This window comes from Carnobacterium sp. (assembly GCF_040274425.1).
The window spans coordinates 21,050-37,767 of sequence record NZ_JBEMBC010000014.1; the positions used below are offsets into that span (position 1 = coordinate 21,050).

The 16,718-nt window shown below is 34.1% G+C and carries 19 protein-coding genes and 1 tRNA gene; 18 read left to right on the top strand and 2 right to left on the bottom strand.

All coding sequences use genetic code 11. The features are described 5' to 3' along the window. The first annotated feature begins 194 nt into the window (after positions 1-194). From ABS911_RS04525 to ABS911_RS04575, 11 genes are all read left to right on the top strand, one after another. On the top strand, positions 195-461 hold the full coding sequence (locus tag ABS911_RS04525) for an IreB family regulatory phosphoprotein (RefSeq protein ID WP_013710505.1): 267 nt from the start codon (positions 195-197) through the stop codon (positions 459-461). Beyond that, the gene (gene ruvX, locus ABS911_RS04530) at positions 461-883 is read left to right on the top strand and encodes a Holliday junction resolvase RuvX (protein ID WP_350466521.1); all 423 of its coding nucleotides are present in this window, start codon (positions 461-463) and stop codon (positions 881-883) included. Before ABS911_RS04525 ends, ruvX begins: the two co-directional genes overlap by 1 nt. Positions 884-949: 66 nt before the next feature. Next, positions 950-1,258 (top strand): DUF1292 domain-containing protein, encoded by a 309-nt coding sequence (locus ABS911_RS04535; protein WP_350450257.1) that lies wholly within the window; start codon positions 950-952, stop codon positions 1,256-1,258. Positions 1,259-1,435: 177 nt separating this feature from the next. Further along, the gene (mltG, locus tag ABS911_RS04540) at positions 1,436-2,587 is read left to right on the top strand and encodes an endolytic transglycosylase MltG (protein WP_350466522.1); all 1,152 of its coding nucleotides are present in this window, start codon (positions 1,436-1,438) and stop codon (positions 2,585-2,587) included. Positions 2,588-2,672: 85 nt separating this feature from the next. Beyond that, positions 2,673-3,314 (top strand): uridine kinase, encoded by a 642-nt coding sequence (gene udk / locus ABS911_RS04545; protein WP_350466523.1) that lies wholly within the window; start codon positions 2,673-2,675, stop codon positions 3,312-3,314. Between the two features lie 180 nt (positions 3,315-3,494). Next, positions 3,495-3,968, top strand: coding sequence for a transcription elongation factor GreA (greA, locus tag ABS911_RS04550; protein ID WP_350466524.1), 474 nt, complete (start codon positions 3,495-3,497; stop codon positions 3,966-3,968). A 161-nt stretch (positions 3,969-4,129) separates the two neighbouring features. Continuing rightward, on the top strand, positions 4,130-4,864 hold the full coding sequence (gene liaF / locus ABS911_RS04555) for a cell wall-active antibiotics response protein LiaF (protein ID WP_350466525.1): 735 nt from the start codon (positions 4,130-4,132) through the stop codon (positions 4,862-4,864). Further along, on the top strand, positions 4,861-5,943 hold the full coding sequence (locus ABS911_RS04560; protein WP_350466526.1) for a sensor histidine kinase: 1,083 nt from the start codon (positions 4,861-4,863) through the stop codon (positions 5,941-5,943). Before liaF ends, ABS911_RS04560 begins: the two co-directional genes overlap by 4 nt. Beyond that, positions 5,940-6,572 (top strand): response regulator transcription factor, encoded by a 633-nt coding sequence (locus ABS911_RS04565; protein ID WP_350450251.1) that lies wholly within the window; start codon positions 5,940-5,942, stop codon positions 6,570-6,572. Before ABS911_RS04560 ends, ABS911_RS04565 begins: the two co-directional genes overlap by 4 nt. A gap of 72 nt (positions 6,573-6,644) precedes the next feature. Next, entirely contained in the window at positions 6,645-7,304 is a 660-nt protein-coding gene (locus tag ABS911_RS04570; RefSeq protein WP_350466543.1) for a potassium channel family protein, read from the top strand. Positions 7,305-7,419: 115 nt separating this feature from the next. Continuing rightward, on the top strand, positions 7,420-7,713 hold the full coding sequence (locus ABS911_RS04575; protein WP_350466527.1) for a HesB/YadR/YfhF family protein: 294 nt from the start codon (positions 7,420-7,422) through the stop codon (positions 7,711-7,713). A gap of 53 nt (positions 7,714-7,766) precedes the next feature. Here ABS911_RS04575 and rnjA read toward each other — a convergent pair whose 3' ends face one another. Both rnjA and ABS911_RS04585 read right to left on the bottom strand, forming a co-directional pair. Beyond that, the gene (gene rnjA, locus ABS911_RS04580) at positions 7,767-9,437 is read right to left on the bottom strand and encodes a ribonuclease J1 (protein ID WP_350450249.1); all 1,671 of its coding nucleotides are present in this window, start codon (positions 9,435-9,437) and stop codon (positions 7,767-7,769) included. Next, positions 9,437-9,652 (bottom strand): DNA-directed RNA polymerase subunit epsilon, encoded by a 216-nt coding sequence (locus ABS911_RS04585; RefSeq protein WP_350466528.1) that lies wholly within the window; start codon positions 9,650-9,652, stop codon positions 9,437-9,439. Before ABS911_RS04585 ends, rnjA begins: the two co-directional genes overlap by 1 nt. A gap of 470 nt (positions 9,653-10,122) precedes the next feature. Here ABS911_RS04585 and ABS911_RS04590 point away from each other — a divergent pair, with 470 nt between their 5' ends. The 7 genes from ABS911_RS04590 to ABS911_RS04620 all read left to right on the top strand — a co-directional run. Further along, positions 10,123-11,853 carry an ABC transporter ATP-binding protein gene (locus ABS911_RS04590; RefSeq protein ID WP_350466529.1) on the top strand — a complete coding sequence of 577 codons (1,731 nt, stop codon included), beginning with the start codon at positions 10,123-10,125 and terminating at the stop codon, positions 11,851-11,853. Further along, positions 11,850-13,625 carry an ABC transporter ATP-binding protein gene (locus ABS911_RS04595; protein WP_350466530.1) on the top strand — a complete coding sequence of 592 codons (1,776 nt, stop codon included), beginning with the start codon at positions 11,850-11,852 and terminating at the stop codon, positions 13,623-13,625. Before ABS911_RS04590 ends, ABS911_RS04595 begins: the two co-directional genes overlap by 4 nt. 131 nt (positions 13,626-13,756) lie before the next feature. Continuing rightward, positions 13,757-14,536, top strand: coding sequence for a Cof-type HAD-IIB family hydrolase (locus ABS911_RS04600; RefSeq protein ID WP_350466531.1), 780 nt, complete (start codon positions 13,757-13,759; stop codon positions 14,534-14,536). Positions 14,537-14,626: 90 nt separating this feature from the next. Next, positions 14,627-14,697: transfer RNA gene (locus ABS911_RS04605), tRNA-Ala, on the top strand. A 381-nt stretch (positions 14,698-15,078) separates the two neighbouring features. Beyond that, on the top strand, positions 15,079-15,258 hold the full coding sequence (locus ABS911_RS04610; protein WP_350466532.1) for a hypothetical protein: 180 nt from the start codon (positions 15,079-15,081) through the stop codon (positions 15,256-15,258). 146 nt (positions 15,259-15,404) lie between these two features. Continuing rightward, complete coding sequence (locus ABS911_RS04615) at positions 15,405-15,623, top strand: glycine zipper domain-containing protein (RefSeq protein WP_350466533.1); 219 nt, start codon at positions 15,405-15,407, stop codon at positions 15,621-15,623. A 364-nt stretch (positions 15,624-15,987) separates the two neighbouring features. After that, the coding region (locus tag ABS911_RS04620; protein ID WP_502880497.1) for a thiamine pyrophosphate-binding protein at positions 15,988-16,718 on the top strand (731 nt) is incomplete at its 3' end.

The following is a 16,718-nucleotide window of genomic DNA, read 5'->3' on the forward strand; positions in this document are numbered from 1 at the left end:
CAAGAATGGTTTTTAGAATACATTTTAGAGTGAGTAATTGCATATGAAAAGGAGTTGAGGCTTTAGTTTCAACTCTTTTTTTGCTATAAAATAAATAATAAAAATTTATAATGCTCATTTTCTGATAACCATTGTAGTTTGAAGTGCTTTCTTGTAAAATAAGAGTAGACGTTACAGAAATTGAGGTGTAGACCATGAGTTCAACAGATGAAACAGTACGTTTTAACGTTGGTGACAACAGCGAAAAAAGTGTTAAAGAAACTTTAAAATTAGTACATGATGCATTAGAAGAAAAGGGATACAATCCGATCAACCAAATAGTTGGCTATTTGCTTTCAGGAGATCCAGCTTATATTCCACGTCACAATGATGCTCGAAATCTAATTAGACGCCATGAACGTGACGAAATTGTTGAAGAGATTGTTAAAACCTATTTGAAAGAGAGTGGACCTAAAGCTTAATGAGAACAATGGGATTAGATGTCGGTTCCAAAACTGTTGGTGTAGCCGTTAGTGATCCATTCGGTTGGACCGCACAAGGAATCGAGATCGTTAAAATTAATGAGGCACAAGAAGAATACGGCATAGAGCGTATTGGCGAATTGATTAAGATTCATGAAGTCACAAAAGTAGTGATCGGTTTGCCAAAGAATATGAATAATTCTATCGGTCCTCGAGCAGAAGCTTCTCTTCGATATGCTGAATTAATTAAAGAAACATTTAATTTACCAGTGATCTTACAGGATGAACGTTTAACGACTGTTCAGGCTGAAAGAATGTTGATTGAAGAAGGAAATACTTCTAGAGCAAAAAGAAAAAAAGTTATTGATAAACTGGCAGCAGTAATGATTCTACAGAATTATTTGAATCAAAATCAAAACTAGCAATTCAGTCAATAGTGCGCTAAAATGGAAAAGAAACTTATCTCATAATTAAAGGAGTGTTGACCAATGTCACATGACCACGATCACGACCATGAACATGACCACGATCATGAACATATTACCTTAGTGGATGAACAAGGTAACGAACAATTATACGAAATTTTATTTACATTTGACTCAGATGATTATGGCAAATCTTACGTTTTTGTATACCCTGCTGGAGCAAGTGAAGGAGAAGAAGTTGAACTTGAAGTTTACTCATTCATTGAAACAGAAACTGGAGAACAAGGCGAACTAAAACCAATTGAAACTGAAGAAGAATGGGATATGATTGAAGAAGTATTAAACACATTCTTAGCAGACGAAGAAGAATAATTCGTTAATTTTAATAATGCAACTATGAGTATGACGTGTGAAAAAGCTGACAAATTTGATTTGTTAGCTTTTTTTTGTTCTCATAAAGTAAGATATCATGTATAATGATACAAGTTAGTGTCATAGCCAAAGTGAAAAATCAATGGAAACCTTATTATAGTTTAGGAGGGTCACTTTTTGTCAAAACGAAATAAGAACAACCAAACAAAAAATACTAAAGAAGTAAAAACTGATTTAACTGGTAATGTAAGTGAAAGACAAAAAGAAAAATCATTGGTTAAGAAAATTGTACTTAGCATTTTAGCAGCATTTATTATTCTGTTGATTCTTTTTGGATTAATAGGTTATCAGTATGTAACGACATCGTTAGAACCATTAGATATAGAAAATAAAACTGAAGTAGTGGTAGAAATTCCTACAGGTTCGAGTTCAAAAGATATCGCACAAATTTTACAAGAAAACGGCATTATAAAAAGTGCAATAGTGTTTAGCTACTATGTTCGTATGAATAATGAAACGGATTTTCAAGCTGGAAACTATGCCTTTTCTCCATCAATGTCTCTTGATTCGATTATCGATCAACTTCAAGAAGGCGGAACAGCCGAAAGTTATCAAGGAATAAAAATATTAGTTAAAGAAGGTACTTCGATTGATCAAATTGGAGATACTATTGTTGAAAATACAGATTATACTAAAGAAAATTTTTTAGCGGCTATTCAAAATGAGACATTTTTAACGGACATGCAAACCAAATATCCTGAACTATTAACTTCAGCTCTAGAAGCAGAGGATACGCGGTATCGATTAGAAGGATATCTTTTTCCTGCTACTTATGATTTTCCGGAAGACATGACATTAGAAGAACTGATTGAGAACATGATTAGTAGAATGGATGAAGAAATGACAGGTTTTTATCCTGAAATTAAAGAATCCAATAGAACTGTACAAGATATTTTAACGATTGCTTCCCTAGTTGAACGTGAAGGGTTTACGTTAGAAGATCGGAAAATGATTGCTGGTGTTTTTTATAACCGCTTAGCAATCGATATGCCTTTACAAACGGATATTGCCGTTTTGTATGCATTAGATGAGCATAAGGAATATATATCAAATAAAGACGTTTCAGTAGACTCTCCTTATAATTTATATGTGCACCCTGGATTTGGTCCTGGACCGGTTAACAGTCCAAGTGCAGATGCTATAAAAGCCACGTTACAGCCGACTGAATCAGAGTATATGTACTTTTTAGCAGATATGGAAACTGGGAAAATTTACTACGCTGAAACATATGAACAGCATCTGGAATATAAAGCTGAATATGTTGATTGATTGGCTTGAATGAACTGTAAAAAAGAATTAAAAAAAGCATTGGATCACTCGATCCAATGCTTTTCATAAGGAAAGAGGAATAAGTATGACGAACAAAAAGAGACCAATAGTGATTGGAGTTACTGGAGGATCTGGTAGCGGAAAAACTAGTGTAAGTCGTGCAATCTACAATCAATTTACAGGTCATTCTATTTTAATGTTGGAACAAGATTTTTATTATAAAAATCAAGATGACTTATCCTTTGAAGAACGTTTAAAAACAAATTATGATCACCCGTTTGCGTTTGATACAGATTTGCTTATTCAGCACTTAGAAGATTTGATTCACTACAAATCAATTGAAAAGCCAGTCTATGACTATGCTGCGCATACTAGAAGTAAAGATGTCATCATTCAAGAACCTAAAGAAGTTATCATCCTTGAAGGAATCTTGATTTTGGAAGACCCGCGATTAAGAAAATTAATGGATATAAAAGTATACGTAGATACAGATGACGATATCCGTATTATTCGCCGAATCAAACGGGATATAGAAGAACGAGGTCGTACACTTAATTCAGTGATTGAACAATACTTAACTGTCGTGAAACCAATGCATCACCAATTTGTTGAACCTTCTAAAAAATACGCAGATATTATTATTCCAGAAGGTGGAACCAATCAAGTAGCGATCGATCTAATGACGACAAAAATTAGAAGCATATTAGTCGAAGAGTCAAAGGTATAAAGACAATAATAGATTCCCTAAAAAATGATAGTTGAATTAAAAGTTTGAACAAATTAAAATTTTTGGTTTACAAATGGAATTCAACATGGTATCTTGTCAATATTGAAAATATAATTACGCTTTCAACTAAATAGTGAAAGCAAGAATCAGAGATGATTCTAATAAAGGAGATCGCATTAAATGATTGAAAAAGTATATCCAATGACATTAGATGGCAAAAAAAAGTTAGAAGAAGAATTAGAATATCTTAAAACGGTTAAACGTAAAGATATTGTAGAAAGAATCAAGATCGCTCGTAGTTTTGGAGATTTATCTGAAAATTCTGAGTATGAATCAGCAAAAGATGAACAAGCTTTTGTTGAGGGAAGAGTAACAACTATTGAAAATATGTTGCGTTTTTCTGAGATTATTGATAACTCAAATACCGCAACTGATGAAGTTTCATTAGGTAGAAAAGTAACATTTATTGAATTACCAGATGGTGATGAAGAAGAATATACAATTGTTGGTAGCGCAGAAGCTGATCCTTTCAAAGGATTGATTTCAAATGACTCACCTATTGCAAAAGCTTTAATGGGCAAAAAAGTAGGTAGTGAAGTTACTTTTGGAACTCCAGGTGGAGATATGTTCGTTAGAATTGTAAAAATTAGTTAATCTAATGTTTTTTTTAATAAAAGCTACTCATTGAGCAGCTTTTATTTTTTTTGGAATATACGTCTTTAGTCTTAGTTAGAGTTCATGCTAAAGAACATTACATAGTGAGTTAAAAACGGTATACTAGATAAAAGAAACATAGCGAAGGAGACTTAAAGGGTATGAAAAATAATTGGAAATGGTTCTCACTAATTGAATCACTCTTATTGATAGTAGCTTTATACCAGCTGATTCATAATCTATTTATCTTAGGGCTCTTTGCTGCTGGCTGCTGGTTGATTTTTTTAAGCCGTAATCAACAAAAAAGGAAAAGAAGAATGCCTTTAGTTGTTGGAATCTTTTTAACAGCTTTTGCACTAATGTCGTTAGCCGGTTTTTGGTATATGCTGATTGTAGCGGTTGTCTTTCTTTATCTAAATTATGGGAAAGTATTTTCAAAAATGGATTCTTTTAATTTCCAGCAAGCTCCATGGAATGAAAAAGACATTGTAGTTGTTGAAACAACCAATAGTTTGCCGAAGAATGCTAAACGCCTTAAACGAAATTGGTTGGGAAATGAAAGAATCGGCAACACAATATATGAATGGGATGATATTAATTTTTCAATTTTTATGGGAGACACAATCATTGATCTAGGAAACACTATTTTACCCAAAAATGAAAGTTATATTGTTATTCGAAAAGGATTTGGAAAAACACGTATTTTGGTTCCAAATGGTATTGGTATCATGATTGAACACAGTGCTATTAAAGGAAAAATTGCATTTGAGGAACAACAGTATATTTTGGAGAATGAATCCGTTAAAATGTATAGTAAGCATTATGAAGACCAAGCCAGAACATTAAAGATCATCACAAACGTTTTAGTTGGAGATCTAGAGGTGATCGCAATATGAAGCAAAAAGTCATTCGATCGCTTTTTTTCTCCAGTAGTATCATTATATTTATGTTGTTTTTTGTTATTATAGCTAGTTACAGCTTTGCGTATTCTCCTGAAAGTTGGTATTTAGATATTTTTACAACTCGCTTTTTTTATATTCCTTTTATTGGGTATTTACTGGCTGTCTCAGCAGCGATTGGTCTAGGTGTTACACTTGGTGTTTATTATCTGAACAAACGTCAGTGGCAGCACATAGAGGAGACTCTTCACACTCTTGTAAAGGGAGACTATTCAAAAGAGACATTTGATCAACTACTTGCTAAAAATGAAGAGGATTATTTTTTTTCTGATGAATTGAAAAGAGCACTCGTAGATATTCGTGAAAAACTAGTGACTTTATCTAATGAAGCACAAATAAACAGCAATTCAGCCAATTCTATTAATGGTCAGACGAAAGAAGAAATTCTGGTATCTGAACGGAGTCGTTTGGCACGTGAATTACACGATTCAGTCAGTCAACAATTATTTGCAGCTATGATGATGTTGTCTGCTTTAAATGAGCAAATGAATGAATCAGGCGGAGCCTTACAAAAACAAGTAAAATTGATAGAATCTATTGTAAATGAAGCTCAGGCTGAAATGCGAGCTTTATTACTTCATTTAAGACCTGTTAATTTAGAAGGAAAGTCATTGAAAAAAGGAATCGAGCAACTATTAAATGAGCTCAGTACAAAAATTCAAATTGAACTAAAATGGGATATTGAGGATGTTTCATTACCAAATGGCATAGAAGATCATCTTTTTCGTATCGTTCAAGAGCTTCTTTCAAATACACTACGCCATTCAAAAGCAAAAGAACTAGAAGTTTACTTACATGTCATTGATCAATCTGTTTTATTGAGAGTCATTGACGATGGAATTGGATTCAATACTACTGAAAATAAAGCTGGGAATTATGGGTTGCAGAACATTAATGAACGAGTAATTGGAATGGGTGGGACATGTAAGATCATCAGCTTTAGAAATAAGGGGACCAGTGTTGAGATAAAGATACCACTTATGACTAAAATCGAAAAAGGGGCAGATACGATATGATTAAAGTATTATTAGTGGACGATCATGAAATGGTTCGATTAGGTGTTTCTTCTTATTTATCCATCCAAAGTGATATAGAAGTTATAGGAGAAGCAGAGAACGGGAAAATTGGCTTCGAAAAGGCAATGGAATTGCGTCCAGACGTTATTTTGATGGATCTAGTGATGGATATAATGGATGGCATCGAGTCAACAAAAGCTATTATGAAAGAATGGCCTGAAGCAAAAATCGTTATTGTAACCAGTTTTATTGATGACGAAAAAGTCTATCCTGCATTGGAAGCAGGAGCGTCTAGCTATATCTTAAAAACGTCGACAGCGAGTACAATTGCGAATGCGATTCGCTCTACATATAAGGGTGAAACGATTCTGGAACCGGAAGTAACCGGAAAAATGATGGAACGTCTAACTAAAAAACAGGTTCACCAATTGCATGAGGATCTAACGAATCGTGAACAAGAGATTCTTATGTTGATTGCTCAAGGCAATTCTAACCAAGAAATTGCTGATGCACTTTTCATAACTTTAAAAACAGTTAAAACACATGTTTCAAATATATTAGCTAAGTTAGAAGTAGAAGATCGGACGCAAGCAGCGATTTATGCTTTTAAACATCACCTTATTGAGTAAAACAAGGTAAACAAGTACAATGAAGTCGATAGGAACTAGGATAGAATTAGGGAAATGAAAGTTGGTAAAGAGATGAAGAAAAATTTTGCAGTTATTGGTTTAGGTCGTTTTGGCAGCAGTATTTGTCGAACACTTGTAGAAAGTGGACATGATGTATTGGCGATTGATTCTAGTGAAGATAAAGTAAATGAATATATGAATATAGCCACTCATGCAGTTGTCGCAAATGCTCAAGATGAAAGTGTCTTAAGATCCCTAGGTATTAGAAATTTTGATCATGTCATTATAGCTATTGGTGAAGATATTCAAGCAAGTATATTAATTACGTTAATGATTAAAGAAATGGGAAATCCATACATTACAGCGAAAGCTCAAAATGAATACCATGGAAAAGTACTAGAAAAAATAGGAGCCGATCATGTTATCCATCCTGAAAGAGATATGGGTATTCGAATTGGGCATCATTTAGTTTCAAGAAACGTAGTGGATTATTTAGAATTATCAGATAAGTATTCATTGGTTGAATTAAAAGTAACCAACCCAAAGTTTTTTAATAAAACACTTTTAGAATTAAATTTTAGACAACGTTATGGATTAAATGTTATTGGAATTCGACGAGGACAAGAGATGATCATTTCTCCTGCAGCTGATGCCGTTATTCAAGTGAATGATACACTTATGATCGTTGGTGGTATTAAAGAAATTGATTGGTTGGAAAATCAAATGCCATAGAGATACGTTCCAAGAAAACAAACGTTGTTGCATCTTTAATTATGGTATTATTAATAAGGATAATATGTTCGTATGAGAGGAGGAATCACAGAGAATCGTTTCTGTGAAACTTACTATGAAAATTGAAATAACAGATAATGCTAAAGAATGGTTTGAAAATGAGGTAGGTCTTGAAAAGGGAAATGGCGTTCGATTTTTGGGGAAAGTATATGGAAGCACTGAAGTCCATGAAGGATTTTCGGTCGGAATGGAAGTAACTCAACCCGCTGATGTTTTAGCTGAAACCATTATTAATGGGGTCATTTACTTTATTGATAAAAACGATGAATGGTTTTTTAGCGGATACGACTTACAAGTTAATTATGATAAAGAGCGGGAAGAACCGATTTACCACTTCATTGAACACTAATAAAAAAGCTCACCCGACATTTTTAGAATGTCGGGTGAGCTTTTTTTAATGGATTAAACTGGCATAATAACCGGTAAAATCATAGGGTGTCTTTCAGTACGTTCAAATAAAAATGGTTTTAAACTCTCGATAATTGTATTTTTTAAAGATTGTTCGGTAACTTTATCGTTTGCTAAACTTTTATTTAAACTTTTAGTCATAACTTGTTGTGCATCATTAATTAATTCCCCAGATTCACGCATATAAATAAATCCGCGAGATAAGATATCAGGACCTGCTAATACTTCTTTAGACTTGTAATCGATCGTTACAACGACGACAACCAATCCTTCTTCAGATAGCAACTTACGGTCACGTAAAACGACGTTCCCGATGTCTCCGATTCCTTTACCATCTACATAGACATCTCCAGCTTCGAAGTGTCCAGCCTCTCTAGCCGAATCAGCCGTTAAAGCTATAACATCTCCATTATCTAAGATGAAAGAATTTTCTTTAGGAATTCCTACTAATTCAGCAAGACCCGCATGGATTTTTTGCATTCTGTATTCACCATGAACAGGGATAAAGTATTTAGGTTTCATTAAACGAAGCATCAATTTTTGTTCTTGTTGACCACCATGTCCAGAAGTATGAACATTATTTACTCTTCCATGAATAACATCTGCACCAGCTTCAGAGAGTAAATTAATGACACGATTTACACTTGAAGTATTCCCAGGGATAGGAGAGCTAGAAAAAATTACTGTATCACCAGGTTGAATAGAAATTTGACGATGGGTACCGTTAGCGATACGGCTCAAGGCTGCCATAGGCTCACCTTGTGATCCTGTACATAAAATAATACTTTCCTTTGCAGGAAGGCGATTGATTTCTCTAGGTTCAATAAATGTTTCTTCTGGAGCAGTGATATAGCCTAATTGACGACCAGTTGTAACAGACGATTCCATACTACGACCAAAAACAGCTATTTTGCGTCCTGTTTTGATTGCTGCATTTGCAACTTGTTGCAGACGAGAAATGTTAGAAGCAAAAGTCGCAAAAATGATACGGCCTTCTACTTTTTGCATGATACTTGTGATCGATTCTCCAACGACTTGTTCAGATTTAGTGAAAGTAGGGATTTCAGCATTAGTACTATCAGATAAAAGAGCTAGTACACCTTCATCGCCTATTTTAGCCATTCTGTGCAAGTTTGCTGGTTTGCCCACTGGAGTAAAATCAAATTTGTAATCTCCTGTTAGAACGATGTTGCCGGGTGGAGTCTTAACGACAATACCAAAAGCTTCGGGAATACTGTGTGTCGTTCTGAAAAAACTAACACTTGTTTTACGGAATTTTATGACGTCATCTTCACCAATTTCATGCAATACTGTATCACGCAATAAACCGTGTTCGGTTAACTTGTTACGAATTAAAGCAGAAGCTAATGGTCCGGCATAAATTGGAATATTGGCTTGTCTTAATAAGAAAGGAATACCTCCAATATGATCCTCATGTCCATGTGTGATAACTAAAGCTTTAACTTTATGGATATTTTGAACGATGTAACTGTAATCAGGAATAACATAATCGATTCCTAATAAGTCGTCTTCAGGAAATTTAATACCAGCGTCAATAATGATGATTTCATCTTGAAATTGAACACCATACGTATTTTTACCAATTTCCCCTAAACCCCCAATGGCAAAGACAGCAGCTTCATTATTTTTTATAGAAGGTTTCATTAGTTAAACTCCGCTAACTTGAAATCTGGGCTATTTTGTTCGTATTCAAGATACTTTCCATCAATTAGTTGAACGAGTTCAATATTATAGGGGGTATTTTGTTCAACCAATTCACGTGCTTCCACAACACTTCCTGCTTCTAAATAAAGTGTTTGAGTATCTTCTCTTTTTGGATTTCTTAATTTTGTTTCTTGATAATTGACTTTAAAAATCATTTATTTCTCTCCTCTGTATACGTTCTCTCTAAATAGGTAGAACGTTAGTCTTTTTTATAAAAAAATTGGTGAAGTGTTTTGCATTACGAAAAAATCAATCTATGAAGTTTATTCAAAGATGATAAACGAAAACCACGTCAGTTTAATTCCTTAACATGAATGTAAAGCTACTAGAAAAAAATTCTGATTCTTCTTTTATTCAGTTTAGTTTTTTTCCCGAACTAGTGGTTGTGGTAAGTACACAACAGCTAAATTTATTTTACCATAATTCATTAATTAAGTATAGAAAGTTAGTTGGTACGAAAAATAATAGAAATTGGCTATTCGTACTCAGAAGAAAATATGCTATATTATAATAGATGTTTTTTGACGATGCAGGGTATAAACAGACTAAAATTATATTTTTGGTTTTAAAGGTAAAAAATACAAAATCATCAGCGATAGACTAATTTTTTAAGGGAGATGAGAAAATGAATTTAATGTGGAGATATACAATGAAGTATAAAAAATTAGTATTGTTAAATTTTTTGTGCGTTTTTGGTTTTATCTTGATTGAACTAGGATTGCCCACTTTGTTGGCACAGCTAATCAATAAAGGATTGATGTTTAATGATTTTGATGTTGTAACCTATTATGGAAAATGGATGTTTGTCATTTCTATTATTGGATTGATTGGGTTAATCGGTCTGGCATACACAGTTAGCAAAATCACTACTAGACTCGTTCGTGATATCCGTAATGATATTTTTGAAAAAGTACAGTCTTTTTCTCACCAAGAATACAATGAATTTGGCGTCTCATCATTAGTGACACGCACAACAAATGACGCATTTCAAATTATGGTGTTCATGCAGATGGTTTTACGAGTAGGAATGATGACGCCGCTAATGTTCATTTCTAGTTTTATTATGATCATTCGAACCAGTCCATCATTGTCATATGTCGTATTGATTGCAGTCCCTTTTTTAATTGGAATCGTTTATTTCATTGGAAAGCATTCCGCACCATTATCCAATAGACAACAAATTAATTTGGATGAGATCAATTTAAACTTACGCGAAAATTTAACAGGTTTAAGAGTGATTCGTGCTTTTGTAAAAGAAAAGTTTCAAGAAAGTAGATTTTATCAAGTTAACGATAATTATATGAATGTTTCTAAAAAATTATTTAAGCTGATGGCTTTAGCGATGCCAACTTTTTCAATTATCTTTAACTGTATTTTTGTAGTTGTTATTTGGTTAGGAGCTGTAGAAATAAATACAGGTGATCTTCAAGTAGGGAGTTTAGTCGCGTTTATTGAATATATTTTTCATGCCCTTTTTTCATTTATGATGTTTGCTAATATTTTTACTATGTACCCAAGAGCAGCCGTTTCAGCTAGACGAATTGAAGAAATATTGAACACTGTGCCATCTATTACAGAAAATGAAAATGGCGTAACGGAAACTGAAACACATGGTTACTTAACTTTTGAAGATGTGACGTTTGCTTATCCTGGTAATACTGAAGAACCGGTTATAGAAAATGTGAGCTTTACTGTTAGACCTGGTGAAACAGCTGCATTTATTGGAAGTACAGGTAGTGGGAAATCGAGTTTGATTCAGTTGATTCCTCGATTTTACGACGTTACGAAAGGCCGTATTTTAGTTGATGGCGTAGATGTTAGAGACTATAAATTAAGTGCATTACGCCAAAAGATAGGCTACATTCCTCAAAAAGCTTTATTGTTTACCGGAACGATTACTGACAATATGCGTTATGGGAAATGGAATGCTAACAATAAAGAGATTGAAGAAGCTTCAGATATTTCTCAATCTAAAGATTTTATTTTGAAAAAACCGGATCAGTTTGATGAGTTTTTATCTGAAGGCGGAAGCAATATGTCTGGCGGACAAAAACAACGACTATCAATAGCACGAGCAATCATTAAGAAGCCAGATATTTATGTGTTTGACGATAGCTTTTCTGCACTGGACTATCAAACAGATGCAAAATTAAGAGCACGTTTAAAAATGGAAACTAAAAATGCAGCAGTCTTGATCGTTGCCCAACGAGTAGGTACCATTATGCATGCAGACAATATTATTGTATTAAATAAAGGTGTGGTAGTTGCTCAAGGAACACATGCAGAATTATTAAAAAAATCTGATGTCTATTATGATATTGCCTCATCACAGTTGTCGAAGGAGGAGTTAGAATGAGTCATATGAAAGGTTCATTACGCCGAATTTGGCAGTATATCAAACCGTATAAAATTGGTTTTCTATCTGCTATCGCATTAACCGTTGTCTGCATGATCGTAAATGCTCTACAGCCTTACATTATTGGATTAGCTATGACAGAGCTAGGCAAAAATGTTTCCGATATGTTGAACAATGTGCCAAATGCAGGAGTTAATTTCCCTTACATTCGTAACATTGTCATCATTATTTTAGGCATGGCCGCTATTTATCAAGTTACCTTGTATTTATCTTCGTATATTATGACGAATGTTGTTCAAAATACCATGCGAGATTTAAGAAATGAAATTGAACTAAAGATCAATCGACTTCCAGTCTCTTACTTTGATCGAAATCAACAAGGGAATATATTGAGTCGTGTCACAAACGATGTTGATTCCATAAGTAATGCCATGCAACAAAGTCTGATTCAAATGGTTAATTCGTTTATGGGTATTGTGTTCGCTATAACGATGATGTTGTATATCTCTGTTCCATTAGCGATAGTGATCATGGTAACCATTCCACTTTCTTTTATTATTTCAAAAGCCATCATTAAAAAATCGCAGCCTTACTTTAAAGGACAACAAGAATCATTAGGAGCGATGAATGGGCATGTGCAAGAAAGTTTTAGTGGATTTACCGAAATCAAACTTTATGGAAAAGAAAAAGACAAATTAGAAGAATTTAAAGGCATCAATGCAACGTTGAACAACTATGGTTTCAAAGCTGCCTTTATCTCTGGGATAATGAGTCCTTTGGTAGGATTTGTATCCAATCTGGCTTATTTTGGAATCGCGGTCGGCGGTGGGTACTTGGTTATTATGGGAAACTTGTCTTTAGGGAACTTACAAGCTTTTACTCAGTACATCTGGCAAGTTAACCAGCCTATTTCTCAAATCACACAACTATCTGGTGTTATACAAAGTGCAGCAGCAGCGGTCAATCGTGTGTTTGAAATTTTAGATGAACCAGAAGAAATTATTAATGAAACAGAGCATGCATTACCAGCTATTATAGAAGGTAATGTAGATTTTGAACATGTTTCTTTTGGCTATGACAAAGAAAAACCATTGATCACTGATTTAAATGTGTCGGTGAAAAAAGGGCAAACGGTAGCTGTTGTTGGACCTACAGGAGCAGGGAAAACAACGTTGATCAATTTATTGATGCGTTTCTACGATGTTGATAAAGGGGCCATCAAAATTGACGGTATCGATACGAAATCAATGTCTAGACAAGATGTTCGTTCGTTGTTTGGAATGGTTCTACAAGATGCTTGGGTTTATAGCGGGACGATTGCCGAAAATATTCGCTTTGGTAAGTTAGACGCAACCGATGAAGAAGTTATAGAAGCAGCCAAAACAGCGAATGTAGATCACTTTATTCGCACATTGCCTGATGGGTACAACATGAAATTGAATAAAGAAACATCAAATGTTTCATTAGGACAAAAACAACTGTTGACCATTGCGCGTGCAGTGATCTCCAATCCGAAAATATTAATTCTAGACGAAGCAACTAGTTCAGTAGATACGCGTTTAGAAAGTTTGATCCAAAAAGCGATGAAAAAGGTGATGGAAGGCAGAACAAGCTTTGTCATTGCCCATCGTTTATCTACGATCCGAGATTCTGATTTAATTTTAGTCATGGATCAGGGGGAAATCATTGAACAAGGAACGCATGAAGAACTGCTTGAAAAAGGAGCTTTTTATGCAAATCTATACAATAGCCAATTTAGTGAAGAAGAGTAAAAAGCAAGTGGGAAAATCATGGAAGTCCAGTATGAATGGACTTTCATGATTTTTGCTTTTCAGTCTAGTAGTCTGGAAGATAAAAGGGTACAATTGTTTTATAAGCAGCAATAGAAAGGAAGTACTTAAACATGCAAAAGAAAATGATTTTTTTTGATATCGATGGAACATTAGTCAATGATCAAAAAATAATTCCAGAGAGCACCAAATTAGCGATTAAAGAACTAAAAACTAACGGTCATGAAGTAGCTATTGCTACTGGAAGAAATTTATTTATGGCGCAAAATATTATTGATGAATTAGAAATCAACCATTATGTTGTTTGTAATGGAGCCGCAGGATACTTACACAAGAAAAAAGTCTACGAAAATCCATTGGATCATTCTCAATTAGAAAAATTAATTAAAGTGGCAGATTTGAATAACCATGACATGATTTATGAAACACCAGAGACATTAAGAAGAAGAAATGAAGAAGCTGATGTTAGCATAACTACTGCTATGAAATCAGTTGGATACGGTGTTCCAAAGTATGATGCTGATTTTTATCTGCATAACTCATTGGTTCAATGTTTACTTTTTTATCGTGAAGATGAAAAGCAGTTTTATGAAAATGGTCAGTTTTCGAAATTCCGGTTTGTACGCTGGCATGATTCTGGAGTAGATGTATTGCCGCATGATGGTTCAAAAGCAAATACGGTCATTAGAGTTGCTTTAGAAAATGGCTTTAAAGTAGAAGATACCATTGCGTTTGGAGATGGCTTGAATGATTTAGAAATGATTGAAAAAGTTGGAACAGGTGTAGCAATGGGCAATGCTTTAGAAAGCGTAAAATTAAGAGCCGATAAAGTAACAAAAAGTTGTAATGAAGATGGTATTTATATTGCATTGAAAGAACTGGGTTTGATATAATAATTAAGCAATCAATAGATAAATAAAGTTTGGTTTATTTATCTACTGGGGGTATGGCTCAGTGGTTTATTTGCTGAAGCATTCTACTCTGGGGTCTTGGTATAATGGGATTACGACTGGCTGGCAGCCAGTTAATACGGGTTCAATTCCCGTAGACTCCATTACATAATTCTTAATAAGTCGTTAAAAAGTTGATACAATAGTATCTTTAAGACGTTTTAACGGCTTATTTTTCATTTCACTACTAATTCCACGTTTATTATTAAAAATTAACATAATTTGCGAAAAATCAACCGTGTTTTTCTTAAATATTAAGGTTTTCTTGAATGGCATATAGCTTATGTAATGTAGTAAAGTACTTTTCATAGTCATCTAGTCATCCAAAACTACAATATTAATAGTCAACATACTAGATATGGGCAGTTGTGGATTTATAAAGGTAGGAAACTGCCGCACAAAAAGGTTATGTTTTAAAACAACTATATATATTTATCTGATGATAAGGGTTACAATATAGGTAAAATTATAAAGGAGTGTTGAGCATGGATGATAAAGCAATAAAAATATTAGAGAAGATTTACGATAAGCTTGATTATATTGCAGAAAAATTAGATGTAATTGAGGAATCTTCTGCATCTTCTGAAGGTGAATTAGAGCGAATTAAGTTAACTTTAGATCGGTTTGAAGAATCGATGGGACCTGTAAATCCTAACATTGGATAAAAAATAAACCCTACCTCAATTAAGAGATAGGGTTTTTTTATGCCTATCTATTTTCTATCCCGCATAAAAAAGTTATATTTTAAACCCAGATTAATAGACTCTCCTACCTTATATGCTAAAATAAAAATATAAGGAGGGATTTTCTTATGGGAGTCTTAAATAAGGACAACAAACAGAAGCACAATGAAGAGGAGACAGATGAAACATCCTACATTGCTTTAGGTATGTCTTTGGGTATTTCATTTGGTGTTGCTTTAGGACTAGTGTTTGATAATTTAGCTGTAGGAATCGCTATAGGCATTGCTCTTGGTGTTGCAGTTGGTGCAGGCATGGATAGTAAAAAATCTAAAAATAAATCAAAATAAAAAAGCCACCCCTAATGAATAGCTTATTACCTTACTATCCCGTAAATAATAAAACCACTTTATTAGTCAAATAGAGCGATAAAGTCCATGTACTTGTGTGAAAGAGATTTGCCATAACTTTTTTCGTGCTACAGATTAGGTACTAATTTCTAACTACAAAAATTGAGTGAGTTATTATTTTTATTTGTGAATATGTAGAACAAATGAGGGGTTTTTGAATGGTTAGTTAGATTAAGTTAAAAAAGCTGTACATTTTTTCACAGAAATGTAATTTAATGGGAAATAAACCTTGATTCTTAATTCAAACGTGATAGAATTGGATTTGCATTTAATATTGTGAAATTATTCTAGGAGGATTATCAAAATGACAGAAGGCAAAACTAACATTAGTACAGCTTCACTAAAAGTGATGGCAGGATGGGGAATAGATACAATTTATGGAATCCCTTCAGGAACTTTAGCCCCTTTAATGGAAGCTTTAGGTGATCAACAAGAAACAGATATCAAATTCCTTCAAGTAAAACATGAAGAAGTTGGAGCAATGGCAGCTGTAATGCAATGGAAATTTGGTGGAAAATTGGGTGTTTGTGTTGGATCAGGTGGCCCTGGTGCTTCTCACTTAATCAATGGTCTTTATGATGCAGCGATGGATAATACACCTGTATTAGCTATTTTAGGTTCTCGCCCTCAAAGAGAATTAAACATGGACGCGTTCCAAGAATTAAACCAAAATCCAATGTTTGATCATATCGCAGTATACAACCGTCGTGTTGCTTACGCTGAACAATTACCAAAATTGATCGACGACGCAATTCGTACTGCTATCTCTAAACGTGGAGTAGCTGTATTAGAAGTACCTGGTGATTTCGGTTACCATGAAATCGATAACGATGCATTCTACTCTTCAGGCCACAGCTTCCGTGATTACGTTTCTTCTGCAATCAACGAAGCAGATATTGACGCAGCTGTTGAAGTATTAAACAATTCTAAACGTGCTGTTATTTATGCAGGTATCGGAACTATGGGACATGGTCCAGCAGTTCAAGAATTATCTCGTAAACTTAAAGCTCCAGTTATTACAACTGGTAAAAACTT